The sequence below is a fragment of the Streptomyces sp. NPDC023838 genome, assembly GCF_040639555.1.
Taxonomy (GTDB): domain Bacteria; phylum Actinomycetota; class Actinomycetes; order Streptomycetales; family Streptomycetaceae; genus Streptomyces.
Genome location: NZ_JBFAAD010000019.1, coordinates 98578 through 115195, shown reverse-complemented (window position 1 = coordinate 115195; position 16618 = coordinate 98578). Strand labels below are relative to the sequence as shown.

Here is a 16618-nt window from a genome sequence, read left to right as displayed (position 1 = left end):
CCCGCGTCCTATGCGCGACTGGTATGTACCTGCTTTGCCATGTCCACGCCCATACTGCGCCCAGGAACAGGCCCCCCACGATCGGAGTGGACGTTGCGCCCCTTCAGATTGACGGCCGCCGTGGCAGCACTCGCACTGACCACGGGCCTGACCGGCGCTGTGGCCGGTACGGCATCGGCCGCACCCCATTCGCAGACAGGGCCGGACCAGCGGCCCACCCCTCTCGCGCGCGCCGTCGCCGCCGCCGACCAGGCGGTCCGCAGCGGACTCGACACCTTGGTCAACTCCCCGCAGGAGCAGTACGAACGGCGCATGGTCACCCCCTGGGTGAAGAACCTCTACTCCGTCGCCTACGAGCGCAGCTACCGCGGGCTGCCGGTCGTCGGCGGTGACGCGGTCGTGCTCGCGGACGGCGACGGCGACATCCGCGCCGTGCAGTCCGCCTCGGCCGTACGGATCGACGTGGCGACCACCCCGTCGGTCACCGCGAAGACGGCCGAATCCACCTCGCGAGGCAGACTGGCCAAGGTCGACAAGGTCGTCGACAGCCGCCTCGTCATCCGGCTCGCGGACGGCAGGCCCGCCCTCGCCTGGGAGACCGTGCTCGCCGGACGTACCAAGACGGCGCCCAGCAGGCTTCACGTCTTCGTGGACGCGCGGACCGGCAAGGTCCTCGGCACGCACGACGACGTCGAGGCGGGCACCGCCAACAGCAAGTGGAACGGCCCCGGTCCGCTCACCATCGACACCACGAACTCGGGCGGCAGCTACTCGCTGCGCGACCCCAACCGGCCGGGCCTGAGCTGCGCCGACTACAGCTCGGGCTCCGTCTTCACCAAGTCCTCGGACTCCTGGGGCACGGGCAACCCCACCAGCAAGGAGACCGGCTGCGCGGACCTGATGTTCGCCGCGCAGAAGCAGTGGGACATGCTGGGCCAGTGGCTCGGCCGCAACGGTGTCAGCGGCAACGGCCGCAGCTTCCCCGGCAAGGTCGGCCTGGGCGACCTCAACGCCTACTGGGACGGCAGTTCGGTCACCATCGGCCACAACAGCGCCAACGAGTGGATCGCCGGAATCGACGTGGTGGCCCACGAGTACGGGCACGCCATCGACAGCAACACCCCCGGCGGCACCAGCGGTCAGGAGGCCGGACTCGGCGAGGGCACCGGTGACATCTTCGGTGCGCTGACCGAGGCGTACGTCAACGAGCCCTCCCCGTACGACACTCCGGACTACACGGTCGGCGAGATGATCAACCTCCAGGGCCGGGGCCCGATCCGGAACATGTACAACCCGCCCGCCGTCAACAACGACCCCGCCTGCTACAGCTCCGCGATACCCGGCACCGAGGTGCACGCTGCCGCGGGCCCCCTCAACCACTGGTTCTATCTGCTGGCCGAGGGCAGCAGCCCCGGCGGCGGCAAGCCCAACAGCCCCACCTGTAACCAGAGCACGGTGACCGGTGTGGGCGTCCAGAACGCCGGCAAGATCTTCTACGGCGGCATGCTGCTCAAGACCAGCAGCATGTCGTACAAGAAGTACCGTACGGCGACGCTGAGTTCGGCCAAGTCGCTCGACTCGACGTGCAACCTCTTCAACCGGACCAAGGCCGCGTGGGACGCCATCAGCGTGCCCGCGCAGAGCGGTGACCCCACCTGCCAGCCCAGCGGCCAGAGCGATTTCTCGCTCGCCCTGAACCCGGCGTCCGGCACCGTCCAGCAGGGCGGCTCGGTCACCACCACCGTGGCCACCAGCACCACCACGGGCTCGGCCCAGTCGGTGACGCTCACCGCCTCCGGCCTGCCGTCCGGCGTGACCGCCTCCTTCAACCCGGCCACCGTGCAGTCCGGCCAGTCCTCGGTGCTCACGCTCTCCGCCACCACCAACGCCGCTCCCGGCCCCTCCACCGTCACGGTCAAGGGCCAGGGCACCACGCTCTCCCACACCGTCGACTACGCGCTCAACGTCGGCGGCACCCCGCCCGGCACCGATCCGCCCAACATCGACGTCGCCAACATCCAGGCGCACCTGTCGCAACTGGGCACCATCGCGAGCCAGAACGGCGGCAACCGCCGTGCGGGCAGCGGCGGATACACCGAGTCGCTGGCCTACATCAAGGGCAAGCTGCAGGCCGCCGGGTACACGGTGGCCGAGCAGAACTGCACCAGCTGCACCTACCCGTCGAACAACCTGATCGCCGACTGGCCCGGCGGCCCCGCCGACCAGACCGTCATGTTCGGGGCACACCTCGACAGCGTGTCGGCCGGACCCGGCATCAACGACAACGGCTCGGGCTCCTCGACCCTGCTGGAGAACGCGCTGGTCCTGGCCCAGAAGAACCCCACCATGACGAAGCACGTGCGATTCGCCTGGTGGACCGACGAGGAACAGGGCCTCAACGGCTCCAAGTTCTACGTCAACCAGCTCTCCAGCGCCCAGCGCGCGGCCATCAAGGGCTACTACAACTTCGACATGGTCGGCTCGCCCAACGGCGGCTACTTCATCAACAACCTCAACTCCACCACCGCCGCGCCCCTCAAGGCGTACTGGGCCTCGCTCAACCTCGCTCCCGAGGAGAACGTCGAGGGCCAGGGCCGCAGTGACGACGCGTCCTTCCAAGCGGCCGGCATCGCCACCTCCGGCTACGCCGCCGGAGCCAGCGACCGCAAGACCTCGGCGCAGGCGGCCAAGTGGGGCGGCACAGCCAACGCCGCCTACGACTCCTGCTACCACAGTGCCTGCGACACCCCGAGCAACATCAGCGCCACGGTCCTGGACCGCAGCGCCGACGGCGTGGCGTACGCGATCTGGAAGCAGGCCGTCGGCGGAACCACCCCGGCGCAGGACTTCTCCCTCGCCACCGACCCGCCCTCCGGCAGCGCCAACCCGGGCGGCACTGTCACCGCCACGGTGAACACCACCACCGTCAGCGGTGACCCGCAGACCGTCGCCCTGTCGGTCTCGGGCGCGCCCAGCGGCGTGACCGCGACCCTCGACCCGACGTCCGTGCAGTCCGGCAAGGCCTCGACGCTGACCCTGCAGGTCGGTGCGGGCACCGCACCGGGCACGTACACCCTGACGGTCACCGGATCCGGCACGGTCAGCCACAGCACGACCTACACGCTCACCGTCGGCGGCGGCACCTGCACCCCGCGCCAGCTCGTCGTCAACGGCGGATTCGAGAACGGCTCCAGTCCGTGGACCAGCACCTCGGGCGTCATCACCAACCAGGCCGGCGAGACGCCGCACGGCGGCTCCTACATGGCGTGGCTGAACGGCTGGGGTCAGCCCCGCACGGACAGCGTCTCCCAGTCGCTGAGCATTCCGTCCGGCTGCTCCCGCTACCAGCTCTCCTTCTTCCAGCACATCGACACGGACGAGAACGAGAACGTCGCCTATGACGTCTTCACCGTCTCGGTGGGCGGCCGGACCCTGGCCACCTTCTCCAACCTGGACGCGGGCTCCGGCTACACGCAGAAGTCCTACGACCTCTCGTCGTTCGCCGGACAGACCGTGACCCTGAAGTTCAACGGTGTGGAGGACGAGGCACTGCAGACCTCCTACGTCGTGGACGACATCACCCTCCAGGTGAGCTGACAGCCGCCCCTGATCAGTGACGAAAGGCGTCGGCCCCCGCCTCTCCCGGCGGGGGCCGACGCATCTGTCCAGGGCTCGCGCCTACGCGCCGCTGGCCCTGAGCATCTCCTCACGCTCGACGATCTTGACGCGCTCGCGGCCCTGCGGCTCGCCCAGCGCCTTCTCGGCCTCGTCCAGCCGGTGCCACCCCTCCCACGTCGTCCAGCGCACCCCGCGCTCGGCGAGGAAGGCGTCGACCGCGTCCGGCTCCGGTGCGGAGGGGGTGCGCAGCCGGCCCTGGGCGTGGTCGTCCAGGAGGTTGGCGACGGTCTCGTTGGCGTCGCCCTTGGTGTGGCCGATCAGACCGACCGGGCCGCGCCGGATCCAGCCGGTGACATACGTGGAGGGGAGGTGCCGCCCGGCCTCCAGGACGCGGCCGCCCTCGTTCGGGACGGTGCCCGACTCCACGTCCCAGGGCAGCTTGGGGAGCTCGTCGGAGAGGTAGCCCACGGCCCGGTAGACGCCCTGGACGTCCCAGTCGTGGAACTCGCCGGTGCCCACCACGTTGCCGGAGCCGTCGAGGCGGGTGCGCTCGGTGCGCAGGGCGACGACCGTGCCGTCCTCGCCGAGGATCTCGGTGGGCGACTCGAAGAAGTGCAGGAAGAGCTTGTGCGGGCGGTCGCCGGTGTCGCGGATCGCCCAGTTCTCCAGGGTCTTGGCGACCATGTCCGCCTGCTTGTTGGAGCGGCGGGTGGCGATGGAGCCCTCGTCGTAGTCGATGTCCTCGGGGTCGACGATGACCTCGATGGTGGGGGAGTGGTCCAGCTCACGCAGCTCCATCGGGCTGAACTTCGCCTGGGCGGGGCCGCGGCGGCCGAAGACGTGTACCTCGCGCGCCCGGTTGGCCTTGAGACCGTCGTAGACGTTCGGCGGGATCTCCGTGGGCAGCAGCTCGTCGGCGGTCTTGGCGAGGATGCGCGCCACGTCGAGGGCGACGTTGCCGACGCCGAGGACCGCGACCTTCTCCGCGTGCAGCGGCCAGGTGCGCGGCACGTCCGGGTGCCCGTCGTACCAGGAGACGAAGTCGGCGGCGCCGTACGAGCCATCGAGCTCGATGCCGGGGATGTCCAGCGCCCGGTCGGCGTCGGCGCCGGTCGAGAAGATCACCGCGTCGTAGAACTCGTGGAGCTCGTCGAGGCTGATGTCGCCGGGGTAGTCCACGTTGCCGAAGAGCCGGATCTGCGGCTTGTCGAGCACCTGGTGCAGGGCGGTGACGATGCCCTTGATGCGGGGGTGGTCGGGGGCGACGCCGTAGCGGATCAGGCCGAAGGGCGCGGGCATCTTCTCGAAGAGATCGATCGAGACACCGGGGTCGGTGGCGGCCGCGGACTTCAGCAGCGCGTCGGCGGCGTAGATCCCGGCGGGGCCTGCGCCCACGATGGCTGTCCGCAGGGGGCGGGGCATGAGTGTTTCCCTTCGACCGACAACGAAATGGCTCGTCGGCCACCCTAAGCTTAGGCAAGCCTAAGTGAGTACCCGCCCCCCTTTTATGACCTCATAAGCCAACCTTATGACATCCCAAAGTGTTGGTGATGGGCGGGGGTGACGGACGGCGCAAAACGGTCGCCGCACCGGGGTGTCCCGCAGCCGCTCCGGGGCAAGGAAGAATACAAAGCCTCAGCAGGAGTGGGAGGTTGACCCTTGACCGTCTACGTGGACGACGTGAAGGACTACGGCGCTCTCGCGCGACGACGAGGTCTGCCGTCCGCGCACTGGTGCCATATGACGGCCGACACCGAGGACGAACTGCACGCGTTCGCGGCCGCCCTCGGCATGCGGCGCGCCTGGTACCAGCGCAAGGGCCCCCAGGACTACCGGTGGCACTACGACATCACCCCACCGACCCGCGCCCAGGCCGTACGGCTGGGCGCCCGCGAGGTGGACCGGCGGTTCATGGGCAACCTCATGATCAGCCGCAGCGGCGACGTCCGGGTCTGACCCGGCAGAACGCGACGGGCAGAGGACTGGGCGGGCCGGTCAGCGGCGGGACAGCACGCCCCGTACGAACGCGGCCTGGCCGGCGTGCTGGAGGCTGTCCGAGACGACGCTGACCAGCCGCACCGCCAGCGTGACCGGCGGGTCCCACGAGGTGTCCACGACCCGCGCGAGCGCTCTGCCGTCGAGGCCCGCCAGATAGGCGACCGTCTGCGCGTGGACGGCGTCGTGATACCCGGTCAGCTGCTCGGCGGAGGCGCTGACCGAGGCGACCTGGGCGGAGGTGTGCCCGTACCCGGTATCGGACTCGGCCAGCGGCAGCCCGAACCGCTCGGCCCACCCCTGCCCGCTCCACACCTGGTCGATTCCGGCCGCATCCGCGAGGTGGTCGTCCTGGATCCTGGTCAGATGCCAGACCAGCCAGGCGATGGAGTTGGCCGAGCCGTCGACGCGGAAGGCCAACTCCTCGGCGCTCAGGCCTTCGACGGCGTCCGCGACCGTTTCGCGGATTCTGCCGAACGCGTCGACGAGGAGCTCGGAACTGGTCACCGTGGTCACGGTCGCCAACCTAGTGCACGGGGCGGCGCGTGCGCCGGTGCGCGGCAGGGATCGCGCCGGGTGTCGCACCGGGTGTCGCGAACCTGCCGGGGCCGTCGCGCGGCCCGGTGGGCTTCCCCGTCGCAGCCCTTCGGTCCTAGGACGAAAGGGTGAGCTCGGCACCGCCTTTGAACAGAAGTTCCCTCACCTCACCGGGCATAGGCTCGGCGTCGTAACGGTTGATCGTTCTGAAGCCGACGACGTAGTGACCCGCGGCGTACGGAGACACCCGGCGCGGGTCGGAAGAGGGGGAGCCATGACAGAGACAGGGAAGGGCCGCGACTGGTCCGGCGACCGGTTGGACCTGGACGCCTACCTGGCCCGTATCGGATACGAGGGCGAGCGCGCGCCGACACTTGAGGTGCTGCGAGGGCTGCAGCGGGGACATGTGACCACGATCCCGTTCGAGAACGTCAACGCCGTGCTGGGCAAGCCGGTGGCGCTGGACATCGAGACGGTGCAGGACAGGCTCGTGCGGGGCGGCCGGGGAGGGTACTGCTACGAGCACGTCGTGCTGTTCGCCGGCGTGCTGGAACGCCTGGGCTTCGAGTTCACCGCCCTCATCGGGCGCGTCACGCTCGGCAACGACAAGATCCTCCCCGCCACCCACGCGCTGATCGCGGTGCGGCCGGCCGACGACGACCGGCTGTGGCTGTGCGACGTGGGATTCGGCAGCGGACCGCTCGCGCCCATCGAGATCGCCGACGGGGTCGAGGTGGATCTCGACGGCTGGAGGTTCCGGATGGTGCGGGAGGAGGGCCCGCTCGGCGTCGACCAGTGGTGGCTGTACCAGTACGGCCGGGACGGCTGGACCCACCGCCACACCTTCACCCTCACCCCGCAGTACCACTTCGACTACGTGGTGGGCAGCCACTTCGTGAGCACCCACAGCCGCTCGCCGTTCACGACCCGTCTGTTCACCCAGAAGTTCAGCGCCACCCATCACCACCACCTGGACGCGGCCACCTGGACCACGTTTCGCCCCGACGGCTCCGCCACCGAGCGCAAGATCGAACCGGCGGAGCTGGGGCGGGTGCTCGCGGACGAGTTCGAGATCGCGGTGGAGGGGGAGGAACTCGCACATCTGGAGCAGGGCCTCGCCTCGGCCTGACGCCCCGGAAGCCTGTCGCGGTACACGTGCGCGCCGGTGGTCTTCGCGGTGGCGAAGATCACCGGCGGCCGCCCGCAGAAGATCACCGGCGGCTCCCGCAGGGGAACTCAGGCGCGCTTGTCCTTGGACTCCTCGGCGCGCTGGGCGTTCTTCTCCTTGATGCGGACCGTTTCCTTGCGCACCTCGGCCTGGGTGGCGCGCTCCTTCTGCAGCCACTCCGGGTTGTCCTGCTTCAGGGCGTCGATCTGCTCGGTGGTGAGCGCGTCCGTGACACCGCCACGGGCGAGGCCCGCGATGGAGACGCCCAGCTTCGCCGCGACCACCGGGCGAGGGTGCGGGCCGTTGCGGCGCAGCTCCTGGAGCCACTGGGGCGGATCGGCCTGGAGCGCGTTCAGCTCGGTGCGCGAGACGACACCCTCCTGGAACTCTGCGGGGGTGGCCTCGAGGTACACACCCAGCTTCTTCGCCGCGGTGGCGGGCTTCATGGTCTGGGCGGTCTGGTGCGACGTCATGGTGTCAAGAGTATCGAGCGTGTGCGCCACCTCCGACCATCACCGGTAACCTGGCGGAGTGACAGGCTCGGAAGCAACCCCCTCGTTCCGGCTCGCCTACGTCCCGGGCGTGACACCCACCAAGTGGGTGCGGATCTGGAACGAGCGGCTGCCCGACATCCCGCTGACCCTGGTCGCGGTCTCGGACGCCGAGGCGTTCGACGTGCTGCGCGGCGGCGATGCCGACGCCGGTTTCGTACGGCTGCCGGTCGACCGGGAGGACCTCAGCGCCATCCCGCTGTACACGGAGACGACCGTGGTCGTGGTCCCCAAGGACCACGTGGTCGCGGCCGTCGAAGAGGTGTCCGCCGAGGACCTGGCCGACGAGACCGTGCTGCACCCCCTCGACGACACCCTGGACTGGGAGCGTCCGCCCGGGCAGCCCGCCTTCGAGCGGCCCGCCACGACAGCGGACGCCATCGAGCTGGTCGCGGCGGGCATCGGCCTGCTCGTCGTCCCGCAGTCGCTGGCCCGGCTCCACCACCGCAAGGACCTCACCTACCGGCCGGTGACGGGCACCCCGGAGTCGCGCGTGGCCCTGTCGTGGCCGCAGGACCGCACCACCGACCTGGTGGAGGACTTCATCGGGATCGTCCGCGGCCGTACCGTCAACAGCTCCCGGGGCCGCGCCCAGACCCCGGCCAAGGCCGAGCCGAAGGCCAAGCGGCCGGACGCGTCCGCGGCCCGGCGTAAGCCCACCTCGGGCAAGCCGGCCGCGGGCAAGTCGGCCGGCAAGAGCGCGCGGACCGGCTCCGGATCCGGCGGTTCCAAGGGCGGCGCCAAGCGCGGCAAGCCCCGCCGCCGTCCCTAGGGCCTGTCGTCACATTCCCGTCTGTCCTGCGACGCCTGGCACGCACTCTCGCCGCACCGGGCGAAAGCCCACGTACGTCCAGTACGAGGGCTCTAGCTCTCGCCCGGCGCGCCGAGAGCACGCACCAGACGCCGCCGGACCGCCCTTCGGGCGACGACGGGAATTTGACGACAGGCCCTGGCCCACACCCCCGTTGCCCGTTACAGCGTCAGCAGCTCCCGTACGGCCTGTTCGGACCAGTGGGGATGCGCCCCGGGGCGGGAAGCGACGTACGCGGCGACCGCGTCGGCGTCCCACGCCCCCGCCTCCAGCAGCCCCGAGGCCAGATGGCGCAGGTACGGGGCGGACGGCGCCGTCGACCGGACGTCACCCATCCGCCACGGCGCCGTGAACGTGAGCAGCGGAAGGCCGTCCAGCTGCCCCGCGCAGACGAGGGTTTCGTAGCGGCCGTCACCGAGCGCCGTCCGCCCCCGCGTCAGCACCTCGGTCAGATCGAGGTCGGCGCCTGGCTCCCGGTACATCTCCTGCGCGGCGATGTCGGCGAACTGGGAAGCCGACACGAGGTGGGCCCGGGCCAGCACACGGCCTGCGGCGTCCGGGTCGTAGAAGGCCCGGCCCCCGCCCCAGACCGGCGACCGGGTGGCGAAGTACATGACGCCCGCAAGCTCCACGGGGACCGACGCGGCCGGCAGCGTTTGGTCCCGGCAGCCCGGGTAGACACGGGTCCCGCCGGCCGGGCGTCCGCCGGCGAGGTAACAGGCGAGCCGGTGCAGGAACATGTTCGAGCCGTACGAGGTGTACCAGACCCGCCGAGGAGCCGGATCGGCAGGCGGCCCCGGCTCGATGGCGCGCGTGGAGCTCATGGGCGCGGCCGTCCCTCCTCCTCGGACAGCTTCCGCTCGAAGCGGAGGCCCGGGCGGCCGCTCAGCTCGGTCTCGCCGCAGGGGGTGAATCCCGTACGGGCCAGCACGGCTCGCGAGGCGGCGTTGTCGACGGTCGTCGCGGCCCGCAGCTCGGTCAGGCCGTACTCCCCGGCGGCCAGGGCGCAGACCTCGCGGACGCCCGCCGTGGCCAGTCCGCGCCCGGCGGCGCGCTCGGCGACGCGGTAGCCGAGTTCGGCCGAACCGTCCGCCACGTCCACCAGGTTGACCCGCCCCAGCACTTCGCAGCCGCTGCCCACCAGGAGGTGGAAGAAGTGCAGACCGGCCGCCTGCTCGGCGAGCAACTCGTCGTGGCGTGCGGCGAAGTGGGCGAAGTACTCGTCGCCCCGGTCGGGAATCGAGGCGGCGAAGTAGGCCCGGTTCTCGCGCTCGAAGTCGAGCAGGGCCGGAGCGTGGTCGAGGCGCAGAAGCTGGAGCTGGAACATGGCCCGCATGCTACGCACCTGACGCCAGGACAGCGGCGATTTAGGGACCCACCCGGCCCTCACGCCATCCCGGCTTCGCGGCGGCCGCCGCGCCCTGCCACGCCGACCGCCCGCCGCATGCCTTCCTCACGGAGCGAGGGTGAACTCGTGGACCAGCTCCACGAATTCGTCCTCCTTCTCGAAGAACGCCACGTGCCCCGCGTCGATTTCGGCGTACGTGCTGTCCGCGAACGCGGCATTCCCGGCGCCGCACGCCGGGTCTGCGGCTGAGGAGGTGGCCCAGTTCGCGGGGATGTCGACCGACTACTACACACGGCTGGGAACAGTCCCGCGGGCCGCAGCCGTCGCCCCAGATACTCACCGCGCTCGCCCGCGCCCTGCGGCTGAGCGACGACGAGCGCGACCACCTCCGGCACGGGCGCAACGTGGTCTGGCGCTGGTTCGCCGACCCGGCGGCGCGGGACGCGTACCCCGCTGGAGAGCACGCGCACTACAGCCGGGTCCACGTCGCGGACCTGCGGGCCAACGTGGGGCGCCGGGCGGGGGACCCGGTCGCCACCCGGCTGGTGCAGCGGCTGCGCGGCGCCGGCGAGGAGTTCGCCGCGCTGTGGGAGCTGCACGAGGTCGCCGTCCGCCGCCACAGCCGGATGCGCGTGCTGCACCCGGTGATCGGCCCGGTCGCCTCGACTGCCAGGTGCTCCTGGCCCCGGAGGGCAACCAGCGGCTCGTCCTGCTCACCCCGCCGCCCGGCACGGACGTGGCCGACCGCCTGGCTCTGCTCGCGGCCGCCGGGGAGGAGCGGCTGGTCGGGTGATTCGGCGCGCCGGGCCGTGGAAGCGGCGGGGCGCGGGACATCAGTGGAGTGAAAGCCACTGAGAGGGAAGGTGCGGGAGGTGCCCGAGTTCACTGATCCCCTCGTCCATCTCGCACGGCGCCGCCGGGAACCCGCGGTGGCGCAGACGCTGCGCTCCACGGCCGCCGCCGTCATCTCGTACGTCGTGGCGCTCCAGCTGAGCAGCGAGCCCGCGCCGCTCACCGCCCCGCTGACGGCCCTCCTCGTCGTCCAGGTCACCCTCTACACCACGCTGATCACCGGTGTGCGACGGGTGAACTCCGTGGTGGCGGGTGTGCTGCTCGCCATCGGATTCAGCGCGCTCGTGGGTCTGACCTGGTGGAGCCTGGGGCTGATCATCCTGGCCGCGCTGGTGATCGGACGCTTCGTCAAGGCCGGGGAATTCGTCCCGGAGGTGGCGATCAGCGCGATGCTCGTGCTCGGGGTGACCCGGGTGTCGGCGACCGCGTGGGACCGCGTCCTGGAGACGCTGATCGGCGCCGGCGTCGGCATGCTGTTCAACGTGCTGTTCGTGCCACCGGTGTGGGTGGAGTCCGCGGGCGAGGCCATCGTGGAGCTCGCCGCCCGGATGCGGCGGCTCCTCCTCGACCTGGCGCAGGAGGTCGGCGGCCACACTCCGGTGGCGCGGGCGGCGGCGAGGCTGCACGAAGCCCGGCGGCTCGACCACGACATCGTCCAGGTGGACGCCTCGCTGCGGCAGGCCGAGGACAGCCTGCGGTTCAACCCCCGGGTCAAGGAGGGGTTGCTGTCGCGGGTGGTGCTGCGCACCGGACTCGACGCCCTGGAGATCTCGGCGGTGGTGCTGCGGGTGGTCTGCCGGTCGGTCACCGACCTCGCCAAGGAGCGCACCCAGGAACACCTCTTCGAGCCGGAGACGGGCATCGCCCTGCGGGACGTCTTCGCCCACCTCGCCCAGGCCGTGGAGAGCTTCGCCGTACTGATCACCACGCAGGTCAGAGCCAATGCCGAAGAGGCGGAGAACCGCTTCGCCGCCGAGCTGGCGGCCGCCCGCGCGAGCCGTGACCGGGTCGCCCTGCTGCTGCTCGCCCAGGTCCGGCGCGACCCCCGGCAGTGGCAGCTGCACGGCGCGCTGCTCGCGGAGGTCGACCGGATCCTCGACGAACTGGATGTGGAGAAGCGCTCGCAGCGCCTGGTGGAGGAGCTCGACCGGCACTCCCGCGAACGCCGGGAGCGCCACGCGTTGCTCACCCGCCTCCAACGCGGTCTGCGTCTGCGGGAGCGGGCGGAGTGAAGCCGTGATCCGTCACGTGCGGGGTGCGCGCGGCTTCGTTCTCGTCGGCCTGTCCTCCCGGCGCCGCGCCCCCGGTTCGCCAGCGCGTTCACCGGCTCCGGCCGCGAGGCTGAAACCAGGTACGCGTACGGCGAGGCCCGGCCACGGTGCCGGTCCCCGAAATAATCGGGTGCCGATGGACCCGTCCACCTCACTACACTCACACCGCAGCGGCCACGGGATCCCGGGCCGTCCAGTCGACCAGTGAGGGGAGCCCCGGCATGCGTGTGCACACCGCCGCCGCCGTTCCCCCGTCGCGGTACGACGTGATCCTGGTGTCTTCCTCTTCCCGGTGACGGCCGCGCGGCCGCCACCGGACGCCCGCGACGAACTCCTGACCCCCGTCCGCACCGTGAGCCGTGTGCGGGCGGCCCGGTCACGACCTTGATGTCTCTCGTCCGGGAATCGCGCTGCCCTTTTCCGCTTCATCCTGAAAGGCCTCGGGCCGTGCGCACCAACCTCCGACCCCGCCCCACCCGTCCGCTGACCGTCATACGGAATCTGGGCATCCTCGCCCACGTGGACGCGGGCAAGACCACCGTCACCGAACGCATCCTCTTCGCGACCGGCGCCACCCACAAACGCGGTGAGGTCCACGACGGCACGACCGTCACCGACTTCGATCCGCAGGAGCGCGACCGCGGCATCACCATCTTCGCCGCCGCCGTGAGCTGTGACTGGGACGGACACCGGATCAACCTCATCGACACACCCGGGCACGTCGACTTCTCCGACGAGGTGGAACGCTCGCTGCGTGTGCTCGACGGCGCCGTCGCCGTGTTCGACGCGGTCGCGGGCGTCGAGCCGCAGAGCGAGTCGGTGTGGCGCCAAGCCGACCGGCACGGGGTGCCCCGGATCGCGTTCGTGAACAAGCTGGACCGCGTCGGGGCCGACCTGGACACGGCCGTCGCGTCGATCCGGGAGCGGCTGGGTACGGTTCCGCTCGTCGTCCACCTGCCGATCGGCCAGGAGGACGGCTTCACCGGCGTGGTGGATCTCGTGCGCATGCGCGCGCTGGTCTGGGGCGCGGGCGGCGAGGCGTACCAGGTGGACCCGGTCCCCGACGGCCTGCGCGAGGAGGCGCTGCGGCGGCGACGGCTGCTCGAAGAGGCGGTGGCGGAGCTCCACCCGGCAGCCCTGGAGGAGTTCTGCGCCGGCGCGGCGCTGCGGGACGCCACCCTGGCCACCGCGCTGCGCGACCTCACGCGCGGCGGCGAGGGTGTCGTGGTGCTGTGCGGCTCGGCGTACCGCAACCGCGGGATCGAGCCGCTGCTCGACGCCGTGGTGGCCTACCTTCCGTCCCCGCTGGACGTGCCCGCCGTACGGGGCACCCTGGACGGCGAGGTGCGGGAGCGGGCCGCCGATCCGGAGGCGCCCTTCGCCGGGCTGGTCTTCAAAGTCACCGCGACCGCCACCGGCCGGCTGACGTATGTGCGGGTGTACGCCGGAACCATCGAGAAGGGAGACACCGTGCTGGACGCCACGGCCGGGCGCACCGAACGCGTCGGGCGGATCCTGCGCGTACAGGCGGACCGGAACACCGAGGTGGAGCGCGCGATCGCCGGGGACATCGTCGCCGTGATCGGGCCCAAGTCGGCCCGTGCCGGGGCCACTTTGTGCGCACCGGACGCGCCGGTCGTCTTCGAGTCGCCGTCCGTCGCGGCCCCGGTCGTGTCGGTGGCGGTCGAGGCCCGCCGGAGCCTCGACACGGACCGGCTGGCCTCGGCGTTGGCCCAACTGGCCGAGGAGGACCCGTCGTTGGCGCTGCGCACGGATGCCGAGACCGGGCAGACGGTGCTGTCCGGGCTGGGCGAGCTGCATCTGGAGGTCGCCGTGGAGAAGATCCGCCGCGCCCAGGGCATCGAGCTGAGCGTCGGCCGGCCGCAGGTCGCCTATCGCGAGACGGTGGCCCGTGGGGTGTCCGGACTGCTGTACCGGCACGTCAAACAGGAAGGAGGAGCAGGTCAGTTCGCCCATGTCGTCCTCGACGTGGAGCCGCTGGACGGCGGGAGTGCGGAAGGCTTCGTGTTCCGCTCGACCGTCACCGGCGGCCGGGTGCCGCAGGAGTACGTCCGCGCGGTGGAGGCCGGGTGCCGGGACGCCCTGGCCGAAGGCCCCCTCGGCGGGCACCCGGTGACCGGGCTGCGGGTCACCCTGGCCGACGGCGCCACCCACTCCAAGGACTCCTCGGAGATGGCGTTCCGGACGGCGGGCCGTCTCGCGCTGCGCGAGGCCCTGCGCGCGAGCACGATGGCGCTCCTGGAGCCGGTCATCGAGGTCACCGTCACGGTGCCGGAGGGCGCGGTGGGCGCGGTCCTCGGTGACCTGGCCGCCCGGCGCGGCCGGGTCTCCGGATCGGCCGCCAGGGCGGGTACGGCGGTGGTGACCGCGACCGTGCCGCTGGCCGAGCTGTTCGGCTACGCGTCCCGGCTGCGCGGCCGCACCCAGGGCCGGGGCACCTTCACCACGCGGCCCGCGGGCTACGCCCCGGTCCCGGCCGGGGTGGCGGACACCCTGCTGACCCGCTAGCACCCCACGACGGCCCCGCCCGCAGAGGGCGGGGCCGTCGATTTCCCCAGGACGATCCCCGGGGCTACCGGTTCTTGATCTGTACGCGCTTGATGTTCACCGGCAGCGTCGGGAAACCGTCACCGGGGTTGTTCTGGTCGTCCTCGCCGCCCGCGGCGATCTTCTGCAACACGTCGAGACCGGCCGTGACCTTGCCGAACGGTGTGTAGGCCGGGGAGAGTTTGGTGTCCTTCCAGACGAAGAAGAACTGGCTTCCGTTGGTGTTCGGCCCGGCGTTGGCCATCGCCACCGTACCGGCCGGGTAGGTGGCGCCCGTGAGGTTCTCGTCGGGGAAGGAGTAGCCGGGGCCGCCGCTCCCGGTGCCGGTCGGGTCGCCGCACTGCAGCACATAGATCCGGGCCGTGGTGAGCCGGTGGCAGTGCGAACGGTTGAAGTAGTCGCGCTGGGCGAGGAACTTGAAGGAGTACGTGGTGCACGGCGCCTTGTCCGTGAGCGCCCGGAAGGTGATGGCGCCCTGGCTCGTGCGCAGGGTGGCGCTGTAGGGCTTGGCGGCCTTCACCGGGTCGAAGACCGGTATCCCCTTGAAGTTGTCCGCGGGCACGGCCGGCGTATAGGTGCAGGCGGTCGCGGTCCCGGGGGCGGCCGGAGCGGCGGCTGCGGCCTGCGTCGCGGCGCCGAGGGGCAACAGGGCGGCAGCGGCGAGCAGGGCGTACGGCTTACGGAGCACGAGACGGGTCCCTTTCGGATCGACACCGGACAGGTGTGTCATGGCCGCCTCATCCTGCCCGCCGCGAGGCGCGCCATGCGCGAGGTTGGGGAGAACCGCGCCTCGGCGGCGGGATCGGGGGCCGTCGAGATCGGGCGCCGCCTGTGATAGGTGTCGGAGCAACTGACCGACGTACGGCTTGCGTTCGCCGCCGCCTCCCCAACTGCTCCTCACGCATGAGCGGTTCGGCGGTCGGGGCGAGCGGATTCGTCCGGGTCAGGCCGCTCTCGTCTGACGGCGGTAGCCGCCCGGGGCCAGGCCGTACTCACGCTTGAAGGCCTTGGCGAAGGCGAACTCCGAGCCGTAACCGGTGCGCGCCGCGACCGTCGTCAGCGGGGCGTCCGTCTCGCGCAGCAGCCGCGCCGCCGTCGTCATGCGCCAGCGCGTCAGATACGCCATCGGCGGCTCGCCCACCAGCGCGGCGAACCGCCGGGCGAACGCGGCCCGGGACAGCCCGGCCCGCTCGGCCAGCGACTCGACCGTCCACGGGGCCGACGGGTCCTCGTGGATGGCCGACAGGGCCGGTGCCACCGCCGAGTCGCCCAGGGCCGCCGCCCAGCCCCGGGCGGCGGCCGGAGGCTGGTCCTCCAGCCACGCCCGCAGGATGTACAGCAGCAGCGAGTCGATCAGGGTCGGCACGATACCGTCCGAGCCGATGCGCGGGTTCTCCAGCTCGGAGCCGAGGAGCTGGACGGCGGCGCTCAGTTCGGGATGGCGGCCGTGCCGCGTCTGCAGGTGGATCACCTCGGGCAACTGGTGCACCAACGGGTGCGCGCGGCCCTGGTCCAGGTGGTAGTTGCCGCAGAGCAGGCTCGCCTCCGGGCCCTCGCCGCCGACCGAGACCGAGCCGATCGGCGAACCCCCGTCGCACTGCTCGGCCTTGGCCTCCTCCGCCACGGTGGAGGGGTGGTCGGCGAGGATGTGGCCCCGCCCGTCCCGCAGGAACACCACGTCACCGGGGTTCAGCGGGATCGGCTTGAGGTGCGGTGGCGCGTCCTCCAGGGGGACCAGCCAGCACGTCCCGTACAGCACCACATGGAACCCGGCCCCCGCGACCGCCGGCAGCCGCAGGCCCCAGGGGGCGCGGCCGTTGGTCCGTACGGACGTCGGGCGTCCCGTGCGCATCGAGGCCAGCGCCTCGGTGAGGATGTCCATCCGGCCTCGCCCTCCCT

General features: G+C 71.5%; 15 protein-coding genes. 8 read left to right on the top strand and 7 right to left on the bottom strand.

Annotation, left to right across the window (positions count from 1 at the left end):
* The first annotated feature begins 120 nt into the window (after positions 1–120).
* Complete coding sequence (locus AB0G17_RS23215) at positions 121–3597, top strand: M28 family peptidase (protein WP_361385904.1); 3477 nt, start codon at positions 121–123, stop codon at positions 3595–3597.
* A gap of 81 nt (positions 3598–3678) precedes the next feature.
* On the opposite strand, the gene AB0G17_RS23210 is transcribed toward AB0G17_RS23215, so the two are convergent.
* Entirely contained in the window at positions 3679–5040 is a 1362-nt protein-coding gene (locus tag AB0G17_RS23210; RefSeq protein ID WP_361385901.1) for an FAD-dependent oxidoreductase, read from the bottom strand.
* A 237-nt stretch (positions 5041–5277) separates the two neighbouring features.
* Here AB0G17_RS23210 and AB0G17_RS23205 point away from each other — a divergent pair, with 237 nt between their 5' ends.
* Complete coding sequence (locus tag AB0G17_RS23205; RefSeq protein ID WP_361385898.1) at positions 5278–5574, top strand: DUF4031 domain-containing protein; 297 nt, start codon at positions 5278–5280, stop codon at positions 5572–5574.
* Between the two features lie 39 nt (positions 5575–5613).
* On the opposite strand, the gene AB0G17_RS23200 is transcribed toward AB0G17_RS23205, so the two are convergent.
* Positions 5614–6120 (bottom strand): DUF664 domain-containing protein, encoded by a 507-nt coding sequence (locus AB0G17_RS23200; protein ID WP_361386030.1) that lies wholly within the window; start codon positions 6118–6120, stop codon positions 5614–5616.
* Between the two features lie 304 nt (positions 6121–6424).
* On the opposite strand from AB0G17_RS23200, the gene AB0G17_RS23195 reads away from it, so the two are divergent.
* Positions 6425–7279 carry an arylamine N-acetyltransferase gene (locus AB0G17_RS23195; protein ID WP_361385895.1) on the top strand — a complete coding sequence of 285 codons (855 nt, stop codon included), beginning with the start codon at positions 6425–6427 and terminating at the stop codon, positions 7277–7279.
* A 107-nt stretch (positions 7280–7386) separates the two neighbouring features.
* Here AB0G17_RS23195 and AB0G17_RS23190 read toward each other — a convergent pair whose 3' ends face one another.
* The gene (locus AB0G17_RS23190; RefSeq protein ID WP_361385892.1) at positions 7387–7791 is read right to left on the bottom strand and encodes a DUF5997 family protein; all 405 of its coding nucleotides are present in this window, start codon (positions 7789–7791) and stop codon (positions 7387–7389) included.
* A 58-nt stretch (positions 7792–7849) separates the two neighbouring features.
* Between AB0G17_RS23190 and AB0G17_RS23185 the strand changes: the two genes are divergently transcribed.
* A complete protein-coding gene (locus AB0G17_RS23185; protein WP_361385889.1) occupies positions 7850–8641 on the top strand; it encodes a LysR family transcriptional regulator substrate-binding protein in 792 nt (263 codons plus the stop codon).
* A 200-nt stretch (positions 8642–8841) separates the two neighbouring features.
* Here the strand turns inward: AB0G17_RS23185 and AB0G17_RS23180 are convergent, their stop codons facing one another.
* Positions 8842–9504 carry a histone deacetylase gene (locus tag AB0G17_RS23180; protein WP_361385887.1) on the bottom strand — a complete coding sequence of 221 codons (663 nt, stop codon included), beginning with the start codon at positions 9502–9504 and terminating at the stop codon, positions 8842–8844.
* Positions 9501–10007, bottom strand: coding sequence for a GNAT family N-acetyltransferase (locus AB0G17_RS23175; RefSeq protein ID WP_361385884.1), 507 nt, complete (start codon positions 10005–10007; stop codon positions 9501–9503). Before AB0G17_RS23175 ends, AB0G17_RS23180 begins: the two co-directional genes overlap by 4 nt.
* A gap of 147 nt (positions 10008–10154) precedes the next feature.
* Here AB0G17_RS23175 and AB0G17_RS23170 point away from each other — a divergent pair, with 147 nt between their 5' ends.
* The 4 genes from AB0G17_RS23170 (at position 10155) to fusA (ending at position 14680) form a co-directional block, all read left to right on the top strand.
* Positions 10155–10277, top strand: coding sequence for a hypothetical protein (locus tag AB0G17_RS23170; RefSeq protein ID WP_361385881.1), 123 nt, complete (start codon positions 10155–10157; stop codon positions 10275–10277).
* Between the two features lie 155 nt (positions 10278–10432).
* Positions 10433–10873 carry a hypothetical protein gene (locus AB0G17_RS23165; RefSeq protein ID WP_361385879.1) on the top strand — a complete coding sequence of 147 codons (441 nt, stop codon included), beginning with the start codon at positions 10433–10435 and terminating at the stop codon, positions 10871–10873.
* Positions 10874–10900: 27 nt separating this feature from the next.
* Positions 10901–12112, top strand: a complete 1212-nt coding sequence (locus AB0G17_RS23160; protein WP_361385877.1) for an aromatic acid exporter family protein — start codon at positions 10901–10903, stop codon at positions 12110–12112.
* A gap of 486 nt (positions 12113–12598) precedes the next feature.
* A complete protein-coding gene (fusA, locus tag AB0G17_RS23155) occupies positions 12599–14680 on the top strand; it encodes an elongation factor G (RefSeq protein WP_361385874.1) in 2082 nt (693 codons plus the stop codon).
* Between the two features lie 64 nt (positions 14681–14744).
* Here the strand turns inward: fusA and AB0G17_RS23150 are convergent, their stop codons facing one another.
* Together AB0G17_RS23150 and AB0G17_RS23145 are read right to left on the bottom strand one after the other, a co-directional pair.
* A complete protein-coding gene (locus tag AB0G17_RS23150; RefSeq protein WP_361385870.1) occupies positions 14745–15407 on the bottom strand; it encodes a peptidylprolyl isomerase in 663 nt (220 codons plus the stop codon).
* Positions 15408–15662: 255 nt separating this feature from the next.
* Positions 15663–16601: an AraC family transcriptional regulator gene (locus tag AB0G17_RS23145; protein ID WP_361385867.1), complete on the bottom strand. Its 939-nt coding sequence runs from the start codon at positions 16599–16601 to the stop codon at positions 15663–15665.
* Positions 16602–16618: the final 17 nt, after the last annotated feature.

Coding starts and splice junctions, on each gene's coding strand:
- AB0G17_RS23180 (WP_361385887.1), bottom strand. CDS start 9,504: ATGAGCTCCACGCGCGCCATCGAGCCGGGGCCGCCTGCCGATCCGGCT.
- AB0G17_RS23210 (WP_361385901.1), bottom strand. CDS start 5,040: ATGCCCCGCCCCCTGCGGACAGCCATCGTGGGCGCAGGCCCCGCCGGG.
- AB0G17_RS23145 (WP_361385867.1), bottom strand. CDS start 16,601: ATGGACATCCTCACCGAGGCGCTGGCCTCGATGCGCACGGGACGCCCG.
- AB0G17_RS23190 (WP_361385892.1), bottom strand. CDS start 7,791: ATGACGTCGCACCAGACCGCCCAGACCATGAAGCCCGCCACCGCGGCG.
- AB0G17_RS23175 (WP_361385884.1), bottom strand. CDS start 10,007: ATGTTCCAGCTCCAGCTTCTGCGCCTCGACCACGCTCCGGCCCTGCTC.
- AB0G17_RS23195 (WP_361385895.1), top strand. CDS start 6,425: ATGACAGAGACAGGGAAGGGCCGCGACTGGTCCGGCGACCGGTTGGAC.